This is a genomic window from Dactylosporangium thailandense, from assembly GCF_059739745.1.
Window position 1 is genome coordinate 5179538 of sequence record NZ_AP029195.1, and the last position, 19895, is coordinate 5199432.

General features: G+C 73.8%; 17 protein-coding genes. 9 read left to right on the plus strand and 8 right to left on the minus strand.

What is annotated here, in order from left to right:
* Window positions 1-6 precede the first annotated feature (6 nt).
* Window positions 7-1329: a discoidin domain-containing protein gene (locus AC6JBM_RS22435; RefSeq protein WP_497985528.1), complete on the minus strand. Its 1323-nt coding sequence runs from the start codon at window positions 1327-1329 to the stop codon at window positions 7-9.
* 102 nt (window positions 1330-1431) lie between these two features.
* Between AC6JBM_RS22435 and AC6JBM_RS22440 the strand changes: the two genes are divergently transcribed.
* Window positions 1432-1722: a substrate-binding domain-containing protein gene (locus AC6JBM_RS22440; protein ID WP_497986511.1), complete on the plus strand. Its 291-nt coding sequence runs from the start codon at window positions 1432-1434 to the stop codon at window positions 1720-1722.
* Window positions 1723-1761: 39 nt separating this feature from the next.
* On the opposite strand, the gene AC6JBM_RS22445 is transcribed toward AC6JBM_RS22440, so the two are convergent.
* Window positions 1762-3669, minus strand: coding sequence for an ArnT family glycosyltransferase (locus AC6JBM_RS22445; protein ID WP_497985529.1), 1908 nt, complete (start codon window positions 3667-3669; stop codon window positions 1762-1764).
* Window positions 3670-3825: 156 nt separating this feature from the next.
* Between AC6JBM_RS22445 and AC6JBM_RS22450 the strand changes: the two genes are divergently transcribed.
* The 5 genes from AC6JBM_RS22450 to AC6JBM_RS22470 all read left to right on the plus strand — a co-directional run bounded on the left by AC6JBM_RS22450 (window position 3826) and on the right by AC6JBM_RS22470 (window position 8606).
* Window positions 3826-5340, plus strand: a complete 1515-nt coding sequence (locus AC6JBM_RS22450; RefSeq protein ID WP_497985530.1) for a class I adenylate-forming enzyme family protein — start codon at window positions 3826-3828, stop codon at window positions 5338-5340.
* The gene (locus tag AC6JBM_RS22455) at window positions 5337-6482 is read left to right on the plus strand and encodes an acyltransferase (protein WP_497985531.1); all 1146 of its coding nucleotides are present in this window, start codon (window positions 5337-5339) and stop codon (window positions 6480-6482) included. The genes AC6JBM_RS22450 and AC6JBM_RS22455 overlap by 4 nt, the downstream gene beginning before the upstream one ends.
* Window positions 6483-6499: 17 nt before the next feature.
* The gene (locus AC6JBM_RS22460; RefSeq protein WP_497985532.1) at window positions 6500-7252 is read left to right on the plus strand and encodes a phosphosulfolactate synthase; all 753 of its coding nucleotides are present in this window, start codon (window positions 6500-6502) and stop codon (window positions 7250-7252) included.
* A 38-nt stretch (window positions 7253-7290) separates the two neighbouring features.
* Complete coding sequence (locus AC6JBM_RS22465) at window positions 7291-7692, plus strand: VOC family protein (protein ID WP_350610628.1); 402 nt, start codon at window positions 7291-7293, stop codon at window positions 7690-7692.
* Between the two features lie 140 nt (window positions 7693-7832).
* A complete protein-coding gene (locus tag AC6JBM_RS22470; protein ID WP_497985533.1) occupies window positions 7833-8606 on the plus strand; it encodes a CE1 family esterase in 774 nt (257 codons plus the stop codon).
* A gap of 13 nt (window positions 8607-8619) precedes the next feature.
* On the opposite strand, the gene AC6JBM_RS22475 is transcribed toward AC6JBM_RS22470, so the two are convergent.
* Together AC6JBM_RS22475 and AC6JBM_RS22480 are read right to left on the minus strand one after the other, a co-directional pair.
* A complete protein-coding gene (locus AC6JBM_RS22475; RefSeq protein ID WP_497985534.1) occupies window positions 8620-9588 on the minus strand; it encodes an SLAC1 family transporter in 969 nt (322 codons plus the stop codon).
* A 28-nt stretch (window positions 9589-9616) separates the two neighbouring features.
* Window positions 9617-10336, minus strand: a complete 720-nt coding sequence (locus tag AC6JBM_RS22480) for a TetR/AcrR family transcriptional regulator C-terminal domain-containing protein (RefSeq protein WP_497985535.1) — start codon at window positions 10334-10336, stop codon at window positions 9617-9619.
* A gap of 52 nt (window positions 10337-10388) precedes the next feature.
* Here AC6JBM_RS22480 and AC6JBM_RS22485 point away from each other — a divergent pair, with 52 nt between their 5' ends.
* The 3 genes from AC6JBM_RS22485 to AC6JBM_RS22495 all read left to right on the plus strand — a co-directional run bounded on the left by AC6JBM_RS22485 (window position 10389) and on the right by AC6JBM_RS22495 (window position 13133).
* Complete coding sequence (locus AC6JBM_RS22485; RefSeq protein ID WP_497985536.1) at window positions 10389-11813, plus strand: hypothetical protein; 1425 nt, start codon at window positions 10389-10391, stop codon at window positions 11811-11813.
* 379 nt (window positions 11814-12192) lie between these two features.
* A complete protein-coding gene (locus AC6JBM_RS22490; protein ID WP_497985537.1) occupies window positions 12193-12552 on the plus strand; it encodes a hypothetical protein in 360 nt (119 codons plus the stop codon).
* A gap of 161 nt (window positions 12553-12713) precedes the next feature.
* Window positions 12714-13133, plus strand: a complete 420-nt coding sequence (locus tag AC6JBM_RS22495) for an MscL family protein (RefSeq protein ID WP_497985538.1) — start codon at window positions 12714-12716, stop codon at window positions 13131-13133.
* Between the two features lie 8 nt (window positions 13134-13141).
* Here AC6JBM_RS22495 and AC6JBM_RS22500 read toward each other — a convergent pair whose 3' ends face one another.
* The 4 genes from AC6JBM_RS22500 to AC6JBM_RS22515 form a co-directional block, all read right to left on the minus strand.
* Window positions 13142-16111, minus strand: a complete 2970-nt coding sequence (locus AC6JBM_RS22500) for a hypothetical protein (RefSeq protein ID WP_497985539.1) — start codon at window positions 16109-16111, stop codon at window positions 13142-13144.
* 16 nt (window positions 16112-16127) lie between these two features.
* Window positions 16128-17726 (minus strand): hypothetical protein, encoded by a 1599-nt coding sequence (locus AC6JBM_RS22505; RefSeq protein ID WP_497985540.1) that lies wholly within the window; start codon window positions 17724-17726, stop codon window positions 16128-16130.
* An 88-nt stretch (window positions 17727-17814) separates the two neighbouring features.
* Entirely contained in the window at window positions 17815-18729 is a 915-nt protein-coding gene (locus AC6JBM_RS22510; protein ID WP_497985541.1) for a DMT family transporter, read from the minus strand.
* The gene (locus AC6JBM_RS22515) at window positions 18713-19867 is read right to left on the minus strand and encodes an MGDG synthase family glycosyltransferase (RefSeq protein WP_497985542.1); all 1155 of its coding nucleotides are present in this window, start codon (window positions 19865-19867) and stop codon (window positions 18713-18715) included. The genes AC6JBM_RS22510 and AC6JBM_RS22515 overlap by 17 nt, the downstream gene beginning before the upstream one ends.
* Between the last annotated feature and the right edge of the window lie 28 nt (window positions 19868-19895).

The following is a 19895-nucleotide window of genomic DNA, read 5'->3' on the forward strand; positions in this document are numbered from 1 at the left end:
GCCGGCTCAGTGGCAGGCGACCGGCCCGCCCTGGTCGCGCGTGACGCCGTCGATGTCGACGAAGCGCCACGCGTATTCGTTCGCGCCGAGGTCGAGACGCAGGACGCCGTGCGTGTCGGCGATGCGCCGCTCGCTGTTGGCGACGGTGGTGCCGAACGGGCGCAGGCCCGCGCCGCCGGTGCCGACGACGAACTCGCGGATGCCGGCCGGGGTCGCGACGCCGTCGGGGCGCTGGGGCGCGAACCGCTCGTAGTCGTGGTCGTGGCCGTTGAGGATCACGTCGGCGCCGGCGGCGTACAACGCGTCCCAGAACGGCTTCACGTTGGGGAAGCTGCCGTGCTCGCTGCCGGAGCTGAACTTCGGCCGGTGCCAGTAGGCGGCGACGCACGGCCTGGCGGTCGCGGCGAGGTCGGCCCGCAGCCAGGCGAGCTGGGCGCCGCCCTCGTTGCGGTCGAACTCGGAGTTGAGCGAGACGATGTGCCAGTTGCCGAGATCGAAGCTGTACCAGCTGGTGCCCTGGGGCTTCGCGGCCGCGCCGAAGTAGCGGAAGTAGCCGTCGGCTCCGGCCACGTCGTACTCGTGGTTGCCGGGCGTGGGATGGAACCGGCCCCGCAGCGGCCCCCACGTCTTGTCGAAGTACCGCAGGAAGTCCTCGTAGGTGTCGTTGCCGTTCTGCTGGTCCCCCAGCCCCAGGATGCGGGCCGGGTCGATCTGCGCGCTCAGCGCCGCCGTGCGGGCCGTCGGGCACGTGGCCGCCACGCAGGTCTGCGAGATGTCCCCGACGGCCACGACGACGTTCGAGCCGGCCGGGGCGGCGCCGAGCACCGTCGCCTCCGTGATGCTGGCCCACAGGTGCTGCTCGGCGTTCTGCCAGAACGCGATCCGCACGAAGCGCGCCTGGTGCGGGGTGAACGCGTAGGTCTCCGGCGCGCGGGTCGTGCCGGTGCTGCGGCCGGCGTTGACGTTGCGGTAGTTCACCCCGTCCGCCGAGGTGTAGACGGTGTAGTCGTTCCAGCGCTCGTCGCCGCGGAACCACGCGACCTGCACGGCGCACAGGGTGGCCGGGGCGGGCAGCTCGAGCTGCAGGTAGGCGCCGAAGCCGTAGCCGGACCAGCGGGTGTCCGGGTTGCCGTCGACGGCGTTGCGCGGCGGGTTGACGTCCTCGTAGTCGCTGGCGCTCACGGCGGACGGGGCCTGCTTCGTGCCGCATCCGGCCGGCAGGGCGCCGGAATTCGCGGCGGCATCCGCGGCGGGCCGGGCCCCGGCGGGGGCCGCGGCGAGCAGGACGACGGCGATCGCGGACAGGACGAACAACGGTCGGCGGAGCACGGGTACCTCCTGCTCAGCGGGTTATCGCATGAGCAGCATCGAGGTAATCCGATACGCGTTCATGAGTATCGGAGACTCAATCGGCCGTCGAGGTCGTACAGCATCCCCTCGCTCACCACGATCTCGCCGGACAAGGCGCAGATCGCCGAGACCGCGGTGGCGCTGCTGCTCGACCGGGTCGGCGGGAGCACCGAGGCCGACCACGACACCGTGACCGGCTACTCCCTCGTCGTGCGGGAGAGCACCGGGTCTGACCGGGCGCTCCCCCGCCGTTCGCCTCGACGTCCACGGTCACGGCGCCGATCCGGCAGCCGCTCAGCGCCACGGTCCGCGACGCCGTCGAGCTTGAACGACCAGGTGCGGCCGGTGCGGGTCACCGGGGTGCGGTGGTAAGCCATGTGGCACGACGCCCGTTGGTCGGTCCGCGGGTGGTTACTTCGACAGGTCGTAGATGGTGACGCCGTCGATCGTGGTCGCCGGGTAGTCGCGCCGCACCCAGTCCGCGATCCGGGCACTGTCGCGCACGCGGGTGCCGGCGAAGGCGCGCGCGAACGGATCGTCGACGAAGTAGTGGATCCGCTTGGCGGCGACGTCCCGCTGGAACTGCGCGAGCGTGGGGGCGGGGTCGGTGCCGCTGAAGCCGCCGACCGCCATCGCGGGCCGCCCCGTGGCCAGCTGGTAGGTCGCCGCACCGCGGGAGCCGACGGTCGCCACGACCCACGTGTACGCGCCGGCGTCGCGCGTCAGCAGCTCGCGGATCCGCGGGTCGGGCGCGCGATCGGCGAAAAATCGCGCCAGGTCCATGCCGTCGGGCCGTCCGGCGCGAGTGGTGGGCAGCGCCGGCCCCGCCGAGACGAGCGGCCCGGACCGTGGCGCCGCGACGGTCTGCAGGGAGTACGCCACCGGGCCGGCGAGGACGGCGACGAGGGCGGCGGCCCCGGCGAACGGCGCGAGCCGCGGCACCACCACCGGGCCCCGCCGAGCCCGGTGTCCGGACAGGACCAGCGCGGCCGCCGCGAGCAGTCCCGTCGCCGCGACCGCCACGCGCAGCCACGGCTGGAAGGCGGCGCTGCGCCCGAGGAGCACACACGACCAGACGGCGGTTGCGGCGACCACGGCGGCCAGCAGGGACGCGCCGGCGCGGTCGGAGCGCAGCCGCCAGAGGGTGTGGGCGCCCATGCCGGCCAGCGCGGCCACCGCCGGGGCGAGCGCCAGCGTGTAGTACGGGTGGAAGATGCCGTGCATCAGGCTGAGGACCACCGCGGTCACCACCAGCCATCCGCCCCACAACGCATAGGCGGCCCGCCACCGTCCGGCCCGCTCGGGGGCCGCGGCGCTGCGGGCGGCGAGGGCGAGGCCGGCCACGGCCAGCAGCACGGCGGCGGGCAGGAGCCAGGCGATCTGGCCACCGGTCGCGGCGTCGAACATCCGGCCCCAGCCGGGCCCGTCGGAGCCGAGGCCGAAGCGCCGCCCCGCCGAGCCCGCGAACTCATTGCCGGCGAACTCGTTGCCGGTGATCCGGCCGAAGCCGTTGTACCCCAGGGTCAGCTGCAGGACGTCGTTGTCGGTGGAGCCGCCGATGTACGGGCGGTGCCGCGCCGGCGTGAGCTCGACGATCGCCACCCACCAGCCGGCGGACGCGACCAGCGCCGCCCCGCCGAGCAGCACCTGGCGCACCCGGCGCCCGGCCGGGGCCGGCGCGAACACCAGGTAGGTGAGGGCGAACGCGGGCAGGACCAGCAGCGCCTGCAGCATCTTCGTGAGGAAGCCGAAGCCGACGCACGCGCCGGCGAGCACCACCCAGCCGGTGCGCGCGTCCTCCAGCGCCCGCACAGTCGCGTACGCGCCGGCGACGAGGGCCAGCATGAGCAGCGCGTCGGGGTTGTTGTACCGGAACATGAGCGTCGCCACCGGGGTCGTGGCGAGCACCGCCCCGGACAGCAGCGCCGGGCCCGGCCCGAACCAGCGGCGCACGGTCGCGAAGAGCAGCGCGACCGTGGCCACGCCCTCCAGCGCCTGCGGGAGCAGGATGCTCCACGGGCTGAGCCCGAACAGCCGCACCGACAGGCCCGTGAGCCACAGCGCGCCCGGCGGCTTGTCGACCGTGATGAACCCGGCGGGGTCGAACGACCCGAAGAACCACGCCTTCCAGCTCAGCGAGCCGGCCTGCGCCGCCGCCGAGTAGAACGCGTTGGCCCACCCGGACGCGCCGAGCCCCCAGCCGTACAGCAGCGCGGCGACGACGAGCAGGAGCGCGAGCGCGGGCCTCGCCCAGATCGGGTCCCCGTCCCGGCCGCGCAGCAGGCGACGGACGGTCGGCAGCGGCCGAGCCGTGGACATGGTTCCACGGTAGCCAGCCCACCGTTCCGCGCCGCCGCTGACGGCCGTGAGGTTGCTGTGAGGCGTCCGGCGATTGCACCGCCCGTCGCTGGGTAGGGCCGCGACTGAACCGGAAACCCTTGTGTGCCAACAGAAATGTACGGGAAGGCGAGGCGCATGACGGTGGCGACTCGGCTGCTGGCCGCACGCGCGCAGGAGCAGCCGCGGGAGCCGGCGTTCATCGCCGGCGCGGACGGTCAGGCGGTCTCGTGGCCGTCCCTGGCCGCGTACGCCGAACGGCTCCGGCGGCTGGCCGCCGCGCGCCGGGTGCCGCTGGGCGCGCGGATCGGCCTGGTCGTCGCCGACCCGCTGCGCTTCGCCGCCGCCTACCTCGGCGGGCTGGCCGCCGGGCTCACGGTGGTGCCCGTCGATCCGCGGCTGCCGGCGCCGGCGCTGGAGGACTTCCTCGCCCGGCTGCGGGTCGACGTCGTCGTCGCCGACGCGCCACTGTCCGCGCCGGGGGCGGGGGTGGAGATCTGGGTGGCCGGAAGCGCGGCGCCGGTGCCGATGGGCGCGCCGCCGACCGGCGTGCGGCCCAGCGCCGGCGCCGCCCTGCGTCCGGCCGTGCTGCTGGCCACGTCCGGCACGACGGGTGAGCCGAAGGGCGTTCCCCTGTCGGAGGCGCAGCTGCTGCACGCGGCCCGGCGGGTCGCCTGGCACCACCGGTTCGGGCCGGGCCAGCGCGGCTTCAGCCCGCTGCCGCTGTTCCACGTGAACGCCCAGGTGATGGGGCTGCTCGCGGCGCTGGTCAGCGGCGCGTCGCTGGTGCTGGACGGGCGCTTCGAGCCCGACGCGTACTGGTCGCGGGTGGCGCAGTGGTCACCCACCTGGCTCAACACCGTTCCGGCGATCCTGGACGCCCTCGCCGCGCGGCCCGCGCCGCCCGAGGCGACCCTGGCCCGGGTGCGTTTCGCGCGTTGTGCGTCGGCGCCGCTGCCCGGCCCGACGCAGGACGCGTTCACCGCGCGCACCGGCGTCGCGGTGCTGAACACGTACGGGATGACCGAGGCGGCGGGCCAGATCACCGCCAACCCGCTCGACGCCTCCGCCCGGCGGGCCGGCTCCGTCGGGCTGCCGGTCGGCGTCGGGCTCGCGGTCGCGGGCCCGGACGGCCGGCCCGTCCCGCCGGGGGTGCAGGGCATGGTGATGCTGCACGGCCGGCCGGTGACCCGCCGGTATCTGGAGCTGACGCGGCACGGGGCGGAGGCGAGCCGGTCGGCGCGCGACGCGCACGGGTGGCTGCCCACCGGCGATCTGGGGTTCCGCGACGAGGACGGCTACGTGTACCTGGTCGGCCGCGCCGACGACGTGATCAACCGGGGCGGGGAGAAGCTTCACCCGCAGGAGGTGGAGCACGTCCTGCTCGGCCATCCCGCGGTCGGCTCGGCCGCCGTGGTCGCCGCGCCGCACGAGCGGCTCGGTCAGGTACCGGTCGCCTTCGTCATGCTCCGGCCGTCCCACGCGCCGGCGGGTCTCGTCGAGGAGTTGCGGCGGCTGTGCGCCGAGCGGCTGCCGCGCCACAAGTGCCCGGCCGCCATCACCGTCAGCGCCGAGCTGCCGACCAGCCCCACGGGCAAGGTGCTCCGTCGTGCCCTCCGCGCCGACGCGGCGGCCCTGGGCGGCGGCCCGTGAGCGGGCCGCCGCCCGGCGCCGCCACGCTGGCCCGGCACGAGCGGGCCCGCGCACCCGCCCATCTCGACGCGCTCGATGTCGTCCGGGTGCTCACCGTCGGGCTCGTCATCGCCGTCCACGTGCTCGCCCAGCAGCCCGGCGGGGTGGGGTTGTCCAACGGTGCGCCGCTCATCGTGCTGCACGTCAGCCGCGAGGTCTTCTTCCTGCTCACCGCGTTCGTGCTCGTCTACAGCCGCCGCGCTCGCGCGCCGTCGAGCTGGTGGGCGTTCTGGCGCCGGCGCTACCTGCTGATCGGCGTGCCGTACGTGGTGTGGACCGCGGTGTACTACGTCGCCGGCGGCGCGCCGCTGTGGCCGGCGGGCCGGGCACTGCCCGGGCTCGCGCGCGACCTGCTGACCGGCGGCGCCCGCTACCACCTGTACTTCCTGCTGGTGACCATGCAGCTGTACCTCGTGTTCCCGCTGCTGCGCCGCCTGCTTCGGGCCACCCGCGGCCGCCACGGCTGGCTGCTGGCCGCCGCGGCCGTCTACCAGACCGGCTGCTACACCGCCGTGCAGCGCGGATCGGTGCCCGGGCTCGGCGACCCCAGCGCGTACCTGCCCAGCTACCTCGGGTTCGTCGTGGCCGGCGGCGTGGCGGCCTGGCACGCGGAGGCGCTCATGCGGTGGACCCTCGAGCGGATGTGGTGGGTGTTCGCCGGATGCGCGCTCGCCGTCGCCGCGGGCGTCGTGGTCTTCTTCGTGCGCGCGTCGGTCCTGCGGCAGCCCCCGCTGGTCGCGGGCGCCGTGTTCCAGCCCGTCGTCGTGGTGGAGAGCGTCGCGGTCGCGTGGGCGTTCCTGGCGTGCGGCGTCGCCTGGCAGCGCCGGGGCGCACCGGGCCGGCGCCTGATGCACTCCGCCTCGGACGCCTCGTTCGGGGTCTACCTGGCTCACCCGTTGCTGTTGCAGGGTCTGCTGGCGGTGGCTGCGGCCTCGGGCCTGGCCGCCGTGGCCCAGCGCCAGCCCGGCCCGCTCGTCACCGGGGCCGCGCTGGCCGTCGTCCCATTGATCTACCTGGCGTGCTGGTCGGCGGTGGCGGTGGCGCTGCGCACGCCGCTGAGCCTGGCGCTGACCGGCCGAGCTCGGCGCGGTACCCGGGAATGACCCTTCAGGAGGATGCGATGCGAACGTCACCCGGCATCACGATGGTGATCGACGGCGGGCTGCCCACCGCCGCCTTCACCGACCTCGTCACCAGCCACGGCGACTACATCGACCTGGTCAAGTTCGGCTGGGGCACGGCGCTGGTCACCCGGGACCTCGATCGCAAGGCCGGGGTGCTGCGGGAGGCCGCGATCGGGTTCTACTTCGGCGGCACGCTGTTCGAGCACCAGCTGTGGACCGGGCGGCTGGACGAATACCTCCAGCTGGTCCGGCGTACCGGCGCGACCCACATCGAGGTGTCCAACGGCACCATTCCGCTGGACCAGCGCGCCAAGGCCGAACACGTGCGGCGCATGTCGCAGTACCGCCCCGTGCTGTCCGAGGTCGGGTACAAGGACGCCGACCGCTCGGCTCGGCTCACCCCGGCCCAGTGGGTCGACGCGATGGGCGAGGACCTCGACGCCGGCGCCATGATGGTCGTCACCGAGGCCCGCGAGAGCGGCCTCAGCGGCATCGCCCGGCCCGACGGGCACCTGCGCCGGGACGTCCTGGACGCGGTGATCGACCACCTCCCCACCGCGCAGGTGATGTTCGAGGCGCCGACCAAGACGCTCCAGGTCGAGCTCATCACCGCCCTGGGCCCGGACGTCAATCTCGGCAACGTCGCCGCGTCCGACGTCCTCGGGGCGGAGACGCTGCGCCGCGGGCTGCGGGGCGACACGCTGCTGCACGTGGCCACGGTCCCGTCGAGCCCGTCCTCCGGCGCCTGATCCCACCCGTTCCCTGACACCGTCGAGGAGACCATCCCATGCGATCCACACACGACGCCTTCCACGTCGCGGTGCCCACCCACGATCTCGACGAGGCGGTGCGGTTCTACGTCTTCGGCCTCGGCGCCAAGCTCGCCCGCCGCTACGACGACCGCGTCACGTTCGACTTCTTCGGCGACCAGCTCGTCTGCCACCTCGACGCCGACGCCGTGGCCGCCCAGCCCGTCGAGTATCCCCGGCACTTCGGGGTCACGTTCGCCCGCACCGAGGACTTCGACCGGCTGCTGCAGCTGGTCGAGCACCGCAAGCTGCGCGTCCTGTCCGGCCCCGCGACACGGTTCGAGGGCACCGCCGAGCAGCACCGCACCATCTTCCTCGTCGACCCGTCCAACAACGTGCTGGAGTTCAAGCAGTACGACGACCCGAGGCTGCAGTACTGACCGGACGGAGGCGACGGCTGCACGCCGCCGCGGCGCTCGTCACGGTCGCGTGTCTGGCCCTGACCTCCTCGCGCTCGCCGGCCGTCCGGACATCACCGGGACCGCCCGTCAAGTGGACGCAGGCGACCGTCCCGATCGTCGTGGACGGGCTCCCCCGCGGATACCTGCTGGCCCGCCCGTGGGCGCCCGGTGCGGCCCGGCTGCCGGTGCTGGTCGACCTGCACGGCTGCTGCGTCACGCCGGAGTACGAGCAGAAGCGCAGCGGGTTCGCCGACGTGACCGGGCCGGCGATCCTGGTCTACCCCACCGGGGTCGGCCAGTCCTGGAACGCCGGCTCCTGCTGCGGCCCCGCCCGGGCCGCCGGGGTCGACGACGTCGCCTTCCTCACCGCCGTCGTGGACAAGGTGCTCGCCACCCAGACCGACGCCGACGCCGGCCGGGTGTTCCTGGTCGGGTACAGCAACGGCGGCAAGATGGCCCTCCGCATGGCCTGCGCGGCGCCCCGGCGCTTCGCGGCCGTCGCGTCCTACGCGGCCGTCGGCTCCATGCCGTGCCCCGGCCCGGCGCCGGTGTCGCTGCTCGAGATCGCCGCGACGGGCGACCCGGAGCTGACCATCGGCCCCGGCGGACCTCCCCGCACCCTCGACGGCTACACCCAGCCGACCGTCGAGGGGCAGGTGGAGCAGTACCGCCGGGCGAACCGCTGCCCCGCCACCCCGACCGTCCGGGCGCAGGGCAGCCTGACCACGAGCACGTGGTCGGGCTGCGGCACCGGGCGGTGCGTGCGGCTCGCCGTCTACCAGGGCGGCAGCCACGACTGGCCGGCGGGCGACGACCTCACCCCGTCGGCCGCGCAGGTGACCTTGGACTTCTTCGGCACCGTCGGCAACGCGGCGGCGGGCTGCCGGAACTGACCCCCGGCGGCGCTCAGGGCAGCTGCGGCAGGAACCGGTGCCGGGCGAGGGCCGCGGTCGTCTCGGCCGCGAGAGCGACGATGAACGCGGTGATCGCGAGGATGACGACCCAGGCCCAGATCCGGTACCCCGGCGGGTGCGCGTAGGCGATCCAGTGCAGCGCGAACGTGGCGACCGCCGCGTAGGGGAAGGCGTACGCCCAGAATCCGGACGTGAAGCGCAGGTGGCGGTACACGCTGATGAGCCGGAGCTGGACCAGCACGGCCAGCAGCGTGTAGCCGGCGAGCCCGAAGGCCATGGCGTCGACCTTGCCGTGCGTGGTGGCCAGGTACGCCAGGCCGGCGAGGGCGGGCGGCGCCGACGCGATCGCGAGGGTGGGTTGCAGCGGCGGGGGAAGCGGGGGCCGGAAGTACAGCCGGGCCAGCACCATCGCCTCGATGACGATCCACGACACGAGACCGAGGCCGAAGAACACCCGGGCGAGGTCGGTCCAGCCGGCGAGGCTCGCGCCGATGGTGGCGATGAGTGCCCCGGCGACGGTCGGCAGCACGTATCCGGGGTGCAGCTTGTCCAGGACGAGGCCGCCCACGATCCATTGGCCGACCATCCACCCGGCCAGCGCGATCGTGAGGATGACGAACACCCCGAACAGCCACTGCCCCGCCGCGCGATCGTGGCGCATCAGGCCGATGGCCAGCAGCATGCCGACGATCGGGATCAGCGAGACGAAGGGCCCCAGCACCGGGTCGGCCAGCTCCGCGCCCCAGCCGCCCGGTCGCCGCGACACCTGCATGACGTAGCCCACGAGCAGCGTCAGCCAGACCGCGGCCGCCAGCACACACAGGGCGTCGGAGACGAGCGCGGGCGCGAACTGCAGCATCGCGGCGTAACCCCAGCAGCCGGCGAGGCCGGTCAGGCCGTACGCGATTCCGAAGAGGTTCGGGGTGATCCCGACGCGTGGCTCGCTCGTCCGTTCGTTCACGGCGGCACGCTACCCGGCGATCCGGCGGTTATGCGGTGCTCCGGACGCGGTGCCGCAGATCCGCGGCGATGCCGTCGAGCAGATACCGCAGGCCGAGGGCGAACTGCGCCTGTGGGTCCGGTCCGGTCGGTGCGGCCAGCCACGCGGTGACGTTCGGCAGGTCGCCGTACCCGGCCACGAGGTCGCGGACCTCGGCGAACGCGGCGTGCTGCTGCCGCGGGTCGGCCAGCCCGGCGCGGCGCTCCGCGTGGGACTCCTCGGCCTCCTGGCGGCTGGCGCCGAACACGTGCCGGTCGATGAGCGCCGTCCAGGTCATCGCGTCCGCGACGCCGGCGCCCTGGCCGACGAGGACGGCGAGCATGAACTCCAGGCGGCGCATCTGGCGCGGGCCGGCCGGGGGGCGAGTGTGCACGAGCTCGGCGTACCAGCCGTGCCGGCCGATCATCGCGTGCGTGTCGTGGGCGATGCGCTCCAGGTCGGCGCGCCAGTCCGGGCCCGGCCGGGCGGGCACCGGCACCTGCGCGGCGGCCTCGTCGAGCATCAGGTCGACCAAGCCGTCCTTGCTGTGCACGTACCGGTACAGCGCCATCGGGGTGTAGGCGCCCAGCCGCGCGGCGACGCCCTTCATCGTGAGGCCGGCCGCGCCGGACTCGTCGGCGACGGCGATGGCCGCCGCCACGATCTCGGGGCGGCCGAGCGCGCGCTGCCGGGGAGGCGGCGGGGGCTGATTCCAGATGGTGACCGGCACAGCGAAAGTATACGGGATACATTCTGGTATACGTCATATACGAGGAGGCGACATGAGACTTGGAGTCGTGCGCGGCGTCAGCTACGGGCTGTTCGGGCCGCCGACCGAGTTCGGGCCGCAGGCGCGGGCCCTGGGCGCCGGCCTGGTCCGGGCGTACGTCTACTGGGGGCAGGTCGAACCGCGCCCCGGCGAGTACGCCTGGGACACCGTCGACGCGCTGATGCGGCAGCTCAACGGCGACGAGGAGGTGTGGATCACGGTCGTGTCCAGCTCCCGCTGGGCGACCCGGACGCCGACGGACTTCCTGCCCCCGTCGCCCGCCCGCGACCCCGCCGCCTACGGCGAGTTCATCCGGCGGCTGGTCCACCGCTGCGGCGGCCGCGTCCGGATGTGGCAATGCGACAACGAACCCAGCAACATCGGGCTGACCTGGGCCGGGACTGCCGCCGAATACGTGACCCAGCTGCGCGCCATGCACGCCGCGGTCAGGGACGCCGACCCCCGCGCCGAGGTCGTGCTCGGCGGCTGCGGGTACGACGTGCTGTCCAGTCCGCCCGGCAGCCCCCAGCGGCAGTTCTTCGACGAGGTCTGCCGCACCGGGCGCGGCGCGTTCGGCCTGTTCAGCGTCAACCTCTACGGCGACCCGCACCGGGTGCCCGACGACATCGCCCAGGCCCGTGCCATCGCCGGCGAGAACACCGAGATCGTGGTCGGCGAGCACGGCGGCCCCATGCTGTTCGAGTTCCCGGCGGTCGAGGCGGCGCTGCACCAGGTGATGGCCACCGCGACCCTGGACACCCAGGACACCGACGAGCTGCGCGCCCGGATGGCCCAGGAGACGCCGGAACGACGGGCCATGCGGGCGCTGTATGCCCGGATGCCGGAGCTGCCCGCCGAGCTGCGGATGCTGATGGCCGGCTGTGCGCCCGCGCTGGAGGCCAGACGGCACCGGATCGCGGCCCGGCAGCTGGTCATGCGCACCCTGCTGGCACTGTCCTGCGGCGTGCGCCGCATGGCGTACTGGTGCCTGGCGCCCGAGGTGCCCGGCACCCCCGACCACCTGCAGATGATGCACCTGCTCACCGGCAAGCTCGCCCTGCTCGGCTACGAGGGCACCACGCTCGGCGTCCGGCACCCCGCCGCCGACACGTTCGCCCTGCTCGCCGCGCAGCTCGACGGCGCCACCCGGGTCACCCGCCTCGATGCGCCCGACCAGCCCGAGCTGTGCGCGTTCCGCATCGAGCGGCCCGCACGGGGCCCGCTGCTCGTCCTGTGGCAACGCCGCGACACGTTCTCCGGCGAGGACGAGCCGCCCGCCACCGCCACCTGGCCCTGGGACGGCGGCGCGGAAGCGGTCGACGCGTTCGGCGACCGGCACGAGGTGACGGTCGACGGCGGCCGCCTCCGCCTGGCCGTCGACGCGACGCCCGTGCTGATCTCGCAGTCCGGTGACGCAACGAGCAGTGCCAGAACATGACTCGGGTCCGCCGTGGTGCGGACCGTCGCTCCCGCCAGACACCGCTGGGCGCTGCGCGCCGACGCTGCCAGGTCCGCGGATGGTCGCCCTGAGCCGTCGATCAGTCCTACGGCCCGCGGAGGGTGACGCGCGAGGGCGAAGCGCGAATTTCTCGCCCTGGTCGGGTTACGTCGGCTGGCCCGGTTGGTAGCAGGCCCGAAGTGAGGTGAGCGAAGGAGGGATCATGTATCGCATACGGCGAGTAATCATGGCCGCGACCGCCGCAACCGCCATCGCAACCGGTGTCCCGGTGGCCGCGTCCGCCCAGCAGCCGAGCCCGGGTGCTCCCGGCCCGGGCACGACCCAGACGGCGCCGCCACAGCAAAAGCCGGGCGGCGGCATGCACGGGCTCCATGGCGTGCTGCACGGCGAGGGCACGGTGCAGACCGAGCAGGGGCAGGTCCGCGTGGCCATCCAGCACGGCACCGTGAGCCAGGTGAGCGGGTCCAACGTGACCGTGCAGTCGTCCGACGGCTTCACCCGCACCTGGAGCGTGGGATCGGACACCAAGGTGGTGTCGATGCGCACCGGCCTGCAGTCCGGGCAGATCGGCATGGGATCGGCCGTCTTCGTGGCCGGCACGGTCCAGGGCACCGGCTCTTCGGCGACGTATTCCGCCACCTACATCCTGATGCACACCATGCACGGCGGTGGCATGCAGGGTTCCCCGGAGCCGTCCGGCCCGGCGCCCGCGAGCTGACAGCGTCGACCGGTGCCCGGCCCGCCGGACCGGGCACCGGGGTGATCCCCGGGGCGCATGCGAGGTGACGCGGCCGCGCTCCGGCCCCCGCCCGGCCCGCGCGATGGTTGCATGGGGCGACCGGGGGCACAGCGGCCCGCTTCACCGCAGGGGATTGCGAGATGTTGAAGGGCTTCAAGAACTTTCTCATGCAGGGCGACCTGATCGTCGTCGCGGTAGGCCTGGTCGTCGCGCTGGCCTTCAGCACCTTGATCAAGGCGTTCACCGACAGCATCATCACGCCGCTGATCGGCGCGATCGGGGGCGGGGGGACGGCCGGAAAGGGCCTCGGCTGGACGATCAACGGCCAGCGCATCGACGTCGGCGCCTTCGTCGGCGCACTCATCTACTTCATCATCTTCATGGCGGTCATCTACTTCCTGATCGTCGTGCCGTACCGGGCGTACATGAGCCACCGCGGCCAGACCGTCTTCGGCGACCCGCCGCCGACCAAGGAGTGCCCGCGCTGCAAGGTCGCCGACCTGCCGACGGGCGCGCAACGGTGCCCGCACTGCACCAGCGAGCTCGCCGGGGTCGGCTGAGCGATCCGCTACGGCACGGTGTACTCGGTGGCGACGACCTGGTCGGTGGGCAGGATCTCCATCCACTGGCTGAACACGGCGAACGGTGCCGCGCCGAACTTGATGCCGCCCTCCAGCGGGTCGAAGCCCTTGCTGAACACGGTCTCGGTGGGCAGGGTCAGCGCGCTGCCGACCCGGCCCGGGTCGGCCGGGACCGGGGTCAGGGAGGCCTCGTGCTCGGCGCGGATGCGGTCGGCGATGAGCAGCAGCACCTGGCCGATGCTCTGCCCGCGGTACTCCGGCGGATCCTGGGCGGCGTCGAACGGATAGGGCTCGTCCAGCCCGTCGCTGCCCGCGACCTCGGGACGGCGCAGCCACGCCATCGCCTCGCGCTCGCGGCCCGGGCGGATCGGCAGCACCGCCTTGACCCAGGGCGAGTTCAGGAACGCGTTGCGGTGCACGTCGCCGTCGAGCTGGATCAGCCAGCCCAGCGAGGCGCCCTGCGGCGCGGGCGCGGTCTCCTCGGTGATGAGGTAGTACGGCCGGTGCCCGGGGATGACCCGCGGGCGGCCCTTGCCGATCCCCGCGACCCGGTCGCTGAGCGCCGGCTCGGCGATGATGGTCGGCTGCAGCTCCCCCTGGTCGTCCTTGGTGGCCAGGCGCTGCTCGCGCGGGCGCCACCAGTCGGGGGCGACGAAGTACAGCATCGAGTCGACGTCGAACAGGTACCGGATCAGCTCCGACGCCACGTGGTAGTCCTCGTTGCTCCAGCCGTTCTCGTTGCCGTACAGCCGCTTGATGAGCGAGCGGTAGACGATGCTGCGCTCCTCGGCCCGCAGATCCTCCTGGGGCCGGGGCCGGACCTGGCTCACCAGCTTGAGCCGGCTGCGCAGCGTGTCGTAGAACAGCTGCTCCTTCTTCAGCGCCACCTCGTCGTCGTAGGCGGTCTTGAGGTCCGCGTTGGCGCGGTCGATCGCGGCGCGGGCCTCGGGCGTGGGCGCGTACACCAGGTTGGCGTCGAACGGGATCGCCGGCCGGCCGCCGAAGCTCGCGTGGGTGAGGTGCACGACGAAGCTGTTGTTCTTCACGTCCGGCGGGTCGACGTTGAAGTTGACCTGGGCACCGTGGAAGTCGAGGCTGCTGATGCCGTTCAGCACGAACCCGGCGGGCGGCGGCGGGCACTTGAACTCGAACTTGAACTGGATGATGTCGTCCTTGCCGGCGTCGGGCTTGAAGATGCCGTGGTCGGCGTTGTCGCCCGAGAGCTCGTAGGTGTTCTCGGCCTCGTCGTCGGCGCCCTGGTACAGGATGAACGGGATCGCGAGCGAGTGCGTCTTCTCGATGTTGGCCGGGTAGGGCTTGTAGTCGGGGACCTTGACGCCCGGGTCCAGGGCCGCGGAGGTGGCGTGCACGAACTCGCCCAGGCCCAGCGGGTCGCCCGGGTTGTCGATGTAGAGCTGCCAGCACAGCTGCTCGCCGAGATCCTGGACCTGCACCGCCACCTTGCGCATCTTGCGGCTCAGCTGGTAGCTGACGAGCCTGTCGGTGGTGTTCTGCAGCAGGTACCGGCGGCTGGACGTGTCGGTGGTCTCGGTGACGGTGCGAAACGTCGTCTTGTAGTTCTGGCGGACCTCGCTGGACAGCTTCGAGCTCTGCTCCCGCATCCGCTTGTGGGTCTGTTCCTGGGCCTGCTTGCGGGAGCTGTCGAGGTTGAAGCTGCCGCTGCCGCTGGCCTGGAAGATGCCGGCCACGCCGCCGCTCGCGCTCGCGGTGACGCCGAGGCGGGTGTCGTTGGCGTTCTCGACCTTCACCGCGTCGGACAGCTCGTCCTGGTCGGTCTGCGCCACCTCGGTCTTCGTGGTGGTCTCGACGGACTGCTCGACGGTGCGCTCGACGAGTTGCCGGCGGGTGTTGACCTCGACGAGCTCGACCTGGCCGCCGGGGCTGATCCACACGTGCCCGACCGGCGGGCCGAGGAACGTGCCGATCTCGAAGAAGTACTCGCGGAACATGTGCAGCAGCCCGATCGGCGACAGGAACGCCGAGCGGGCCGGGTGGTCCTCGGCGAACCACGTGGCCGCGGCGAGCACCCGCTGCCAGGCCGGCACCTTCGGCGTCAGCATCTGCTGGACGGTCTGGGGCGACGTCCGGCGCAGGTACTGCAGCAACGCCCCGGCCGCCCCCTCCTCGCGCACGGGCGCCGGAGCCGGTGCGGGCGCGGTCCCCGGCCGGATGCCCGGGTCGAGCACCAGCCCCTCGCGGAGGTTGATCGCGACGGTGCGCTCGTCCTCCTGCTCGGGGGCGAGGCGCACCACCGGACCCCGCGGCTCGGCCGGCGGCGTGGCCGGGCTCGGCGCCGGCGGCTCGAACATCGCCGGGTCCACGAGCCGGACCGCCTGGCGGAACCGGCTCGACGTCGCCTCGGCGAGGTGCTCGTGCTGCAGCGTCGAGCGCCATCCGACGAGCGGCTGGTACACCCCGAACAGCTCGCTGGCGTAGGGCAGCACGCCCTTGTTCGGCTTCTCCCCCACCGACTCCCCCACCGGCTGTGGGGCCGGCGCCGCGGCGGCGACCGCCGGGCCGGTGAGCGCCTGCACGACGTTGTCCGGCCCGCTGGGCTGGGTGCGGTAGTTCAGGAAGCGCGGGTGCTCGGCGTCGGTGCCCGACAGCGTCACCAGCGCCGCCGCGGTGAACCGGTCCTGCCCGGCCGGGGCGACGAAGGCGATCTCCAGCGATCCGTCGGACAGGTCGTCGGCGTCGTGCACCACGAACTGCAGCGCCGCCGCCTCGCCGCCCGGGCGCAGCAGCCGGGTGCCCCGCAGCTGGGCCACGTCCGGGAACGCCGACGGGTCGCGGATGTCCACGGCCGTGCCGAAGCCGAGGCCGATCGGGCCGCCGTGCGCGGGCTGGTCGATGTCGACGCGGTATCGCCACAGGGCGAACCCGCCGCCCGCGATCCGCGGGAACGGTGTCGTGCCGATCAGGCTGACGGTGTACATGGGTCCCCCTCCGCTGTCATTCCCCCGGCGGTACCTTGCCGATCCCCGTGATCCCGGCCGCGTGCGAGAAGCCGATCCGGGGCGTGGTGTGGTGCGCGTCGAGGAAGACCGGCCGGTCGTCGCCCGGTCCGTAGTCGACGTACGAGTCCGACATGCGCACGCTCGTCCAGCGGGCGTTCTGCAGGATGCGCGCCCAGCGGCCCGGCGGCGTCTGCTGCCGGTCGAGCGTCAGTCCGGCCCCGCGCAGGTCCTTCCAGACCGGGTCGGGGTCGGCGAGCGGATCCGGCGGGACCCGCCCGGAGGAGTGGTAGCTGCGCACGACCCGGGTGCCGTCGAAGGTGAACCAGGTGCGCAGCAATTGCAGGTACGCCGGCCACCCGCCCGTGTCCGGGTGGAACCCGTCGAGGTCCCACAGCTCCCGGAACGCCGTGTTCCACACGCGCAGCGCGTCCGTCCCGCCCGTCGACGGCACGCCCCACAGCGTCGTGCCCTGCGTGACCGGGAACGTCTTCATGACCTGCTTCACCGGGGCGATGCCGGTGCTGAACCCGCTCACGGCGACCGCGCCGACCGGGGGCACGGCCCCGAAGTCGGTGCTGAACACGGCCCGGGCCAGCGAGCGCAGGTTCGGGCCGCACAGCTCGTCCGGATTGTCGGCCGGCGGGCGTACCCCGGCCGAGCTGGTGCGGCACTGCCGGTGCAGGAACGCGGCCACCTCGCGCAGCAGCCGCAGCACCCCCTCGCCCGTCACGAGCGGCCCCAGGTCGGTGCCGTGCGCGATCGGCATGACCGTGATCGCGCGGCTGCGGCGGGCCAGGAGCTGCGCGACGAAGTAGAACTCGTCGAGCAGGTACTTCTTGCCCAGGTCGAAGTACTGCTGGAACGGGCTGTCCCGATTGATCAGCCCGTACGGGTAGGTCGCCGAGTACGAGCTGGTGTTCGGGCTGTAGAACAGCACGAAGTCCAGCCGCGACACCGGCCGGGGGCGCCCGAGGTTCGGCGAGAACACGGCGACGGTGAGCATCTGGTCCGTCTGCGGCGCCGGGTAGCGCAGCCAGTAGAACCGCCCGAGCGCGTCGACCTGGTTCTTCACGAGCCGGTGGCGAAACTGGGCCCAGCCGCGGGCGCCGTCGGCGACCGGGGTCGCGGGCAGCAGATCCTCCTCGGCGACGTAGCAGTCGAGCTGGTCGTTCCAGTGGCCGGTGTAGGCGCGCACGGCGGGGTACTTGGGCGGCCGCCACAGCAGTGCCGCGTGCGGGTCGCGGCCCGGCTGGCGCATCACGGCCTTGATCTGCTCGGCGTTGAGCTCTACCACCGGGCACGTGTCGAGCCGGCCCAGCGTCACCGTGAACGTGACGTCGTCGCCGGCCACGGCCCGCTGGGCGAGCGCGTTGTTCCACGGCTCGGTGCGCAGGTCCCCGGCGACGGCGATGTGCTCGGTCACGTACGCCGGGTGGGCCACGACGATCAGCGGGATCGGCGGCGGCGACGCCAGCACCGTGCTGAAGCGCCCGGCCGCGTCGGTGGCGCCGCTCGCCCCGCCCAGGGTCACCAGGGCGTTGGCGATCGGCAGGCCGTTGACGTCCCGGACCAGCACCGTACAGGTGAGCGCCACGTCGCCCAGTGTGGCCGCGGGCCGGGCGTCGGCCAGCCAAATGGCGGGTGTGAGACAGCAATCCGGCCCGGACGGCGGCGCCCGGCCGTCAGCGGGCCCCGTTGTTCCGGCTCGGCGGCGGGGCCTGGCGGATGTCCGACCGGGTGGTGCTGGCCAGCCACATGGCGGCGAGCATGGCGAGGCCAGCGCAGACCATGATCCACGGCCGCACCCCGCTGGTGTCGATCTGCTCGTGGAACGCGGTGACGCCGACCGCGACGCTGACGGCGGGGTCGGCGATGGCGATCGCCATGAGCGGCACGGCGATGCGCGAGCTCTGCAGCGCGTTCTGGTTGAGGATCACCGCGGCCAGCCCGGTGACGATCAGCGCGTAGGTCTGCCCCCGGCCGAAGATCGCGGCCGGATCGAAGGACAGCTCCGCGGTCAGCGCCTTGAGCAGGGAGGCGGCGATACCGTAGAGCAGGCCGCTGGCGACGCCCAGCAGCACCGCCCGGGTCGAGTTGCCGGCGCACCACGCGAAGAACAGGCACACCGCGAGCACGGGTCCGGCCCACAGCGCGACGCCGAGCCAACCGGCCACCGACGGCTGGGCGATGCCGGGGCGGGGCTGGGCCGCGAGCAGGAACGCGGCCAGGCCGGCCCCGCCGAGCGCCACCACGGCGTAGTCGCGCCGGTGGACGGGGCGCCGGTTGAGGGCGGCGGCCAGCGGGATGGCCAGGAACAGGCCGGTGATCAGCAGCGGCTCGACGAGGATGAGCGGCCCGAAGCTCAGCGCGAGGGCCTGCAGGCCGGTGCCGATGGTCTCGGGCACCCAGGCCAGCAGCCATCGGGGCCGGCGGATCAGGCGCAGCAGCAGCCGCGGGTCGAGCGGCGGCGCCCGCTTCTCGAGCTTGGCCTCGCTCTGCTCGAGCGCGGCGCTGACGGCGAACGCGGCCGCGGACCCCAGCGCCGCGACCACCGCGACGAGGTTCTCGCCGGCGGCGGGGTCACCGGCGGCGGTCATCGCCACCGGGCGCGCGACGGCCGGACCCGGCGACGAGGTCGGCGATGCCGGCGGCCGGATCGCCGGCGAACAGCGCGAGACCGGCGGCGCGGGCCCGGCGGCCCCGCTCACCCCCGGCGACCTCGGCGAGCGCCCGCGCGAGCTGGTCCCGCCCGCGGACCAGCGTGCTCACCCCGGCCTCGTCCATGGCGGCCGCGCTCGCCCGGCCGTGACCGGGCAGCGGCCGGTACGTGAGCACGGGCAGCCCGCACGCCATGGCCTCGAGCGCGGTGAGGCCACCGCCGTTCTCCACGAGCACGTCGGCGGCGCGCAGCAGCTCCGGCATGTCGTCCACCCAGCCCAGGACGGGCCCGGTCCCGGCCAGCAGCATCCGGCTGCGCAGGGCCTCGTTGCGCCCGCAGACCGTGACCGGGATCGCGGCGCCCGTCCGGGCGATGTCGGCCGCCGTCGCGGCGACCTCGCCGACCCCCCACGCCCCGGCGACCACCAGCGCGAGCGGGGCGTCCGGCGGCAGGCCGAAGCGCTCCCGGGCGCGCCGTTTCCGCGCCGCGGAGGCCGGGGCGCACCGGGCCGACACCACCCGGCCCGCCACGCGCACGCCGGCCGCCGCGTGGGCGAGCGCCTGGGCGCGGCTCGTCTCGTGCGCCACATAGTGCACGTCGACGCCCGGGGAGAGCCAGATCGGGTGCGCGGCGAAGTCGGTCACGTAGGTGACCACCGGCGCGGCGAGGTGCCCGTCGCGGCGCAGCGGCCCGAGCAGCTGGCTGGCGATCGGATACGTCGATATGACCACGTCGGCGTCGGCGGGCAGCGCCCGGCGCATCCGCGCGCGCACCGGGCGCAGCAGGGCGCGCGTGATCGGTGCGGCGCCGCGGAACCGGCGGGCGATCGCGAACAGCCCGTCGTAGATCCACGGCAGGCGCAGCAGCAGGCCGTGGTACGAGCCGCGCAGCAGCCGCCCGAGCCGCCACGGGAAGACGTCGGTGACGTCGAGGCAGTCGACCCGCAGGCCCCGCGCGCGCAGCCGCTCGGCCAGTTCGCGGGTCGTGCCGTCGTGGCCGGCGCCGACGCTGGCCGAGATCACCACGACGCGGCGGCGCAGGTCGGCGCGCGGCGCAGCAGACTCGAGAGTGGACACGCCAGGCGCACTACCGCACCACGCCTGG

Bases quoted from the DNA above. Each gene is read 5' to 3' on its own strand.
- AC6JBM_RS22460 (WP_497985532.1), top strand. From the start codon at position 6,500: ATGCGAACGTCACCCGGCATCACGATGGTGATCGACGGCGGGCTGCCC.
- AC6JBM_RS22450 (WP_497985530.1), top strand. From the start codon at position 3,826: ATGACGGTGGCGACTCGGCTGCTGGCCGCACGCGCGCAGGAGCAGCCG.
- AC6JBM_RS22510 (WP_497985541.1), bottom strand. From the start codon at position 18,729: ATGACCGCCGCCGGTGACCCCGCCGCCGGCGAGAACCTCGTCGCGGTG.
- AC6JBM_RS22495 (WP_497985538.1), top strand. From the start codon at position 12,714: ATGTTGAAGGGCTTCAAGAACTTTCTCATGCAGGGCGACCTGATCGTC.
- AC6JBM_RS22445 (WP_497985529.1), bottom strand. From the start codon at position 3,669: ATGTCCACGGCTCGGCCGCTGCCGACCGTCCGTCGCCTGCTGCGCGGC.
- AC6JBM_RS22500 (WP_497985539.1), bottom strand. From the start codon at position 16,111: ATGTACACCGTCAGCCTGATCGGCACGACACCGTTCCCGCGGATCGCG.
- AC6JBM_RS22485 (WP_497985536.1), top strand. From the start codon at position 10,389: ATGAGACTTGGAGTCGTGCGCGGCGTCAGCTACGGGCTGTTCGGGCCG.
- AC6JBM_RS22465 (WP_350610628.1), top strand. From the start codon at position 7,291: ATGCGATCCACACACGACGCCTTCCACGTCGCGGTGCCCACCCACGAT.
- AC6JBM_RS22490 (WP_497985537.1), top strand. From the start codon at position 12,193: ATGCACGGGCTCCATGGCGTGCTGCACGGCGAGGGCACGGTGCAGACC.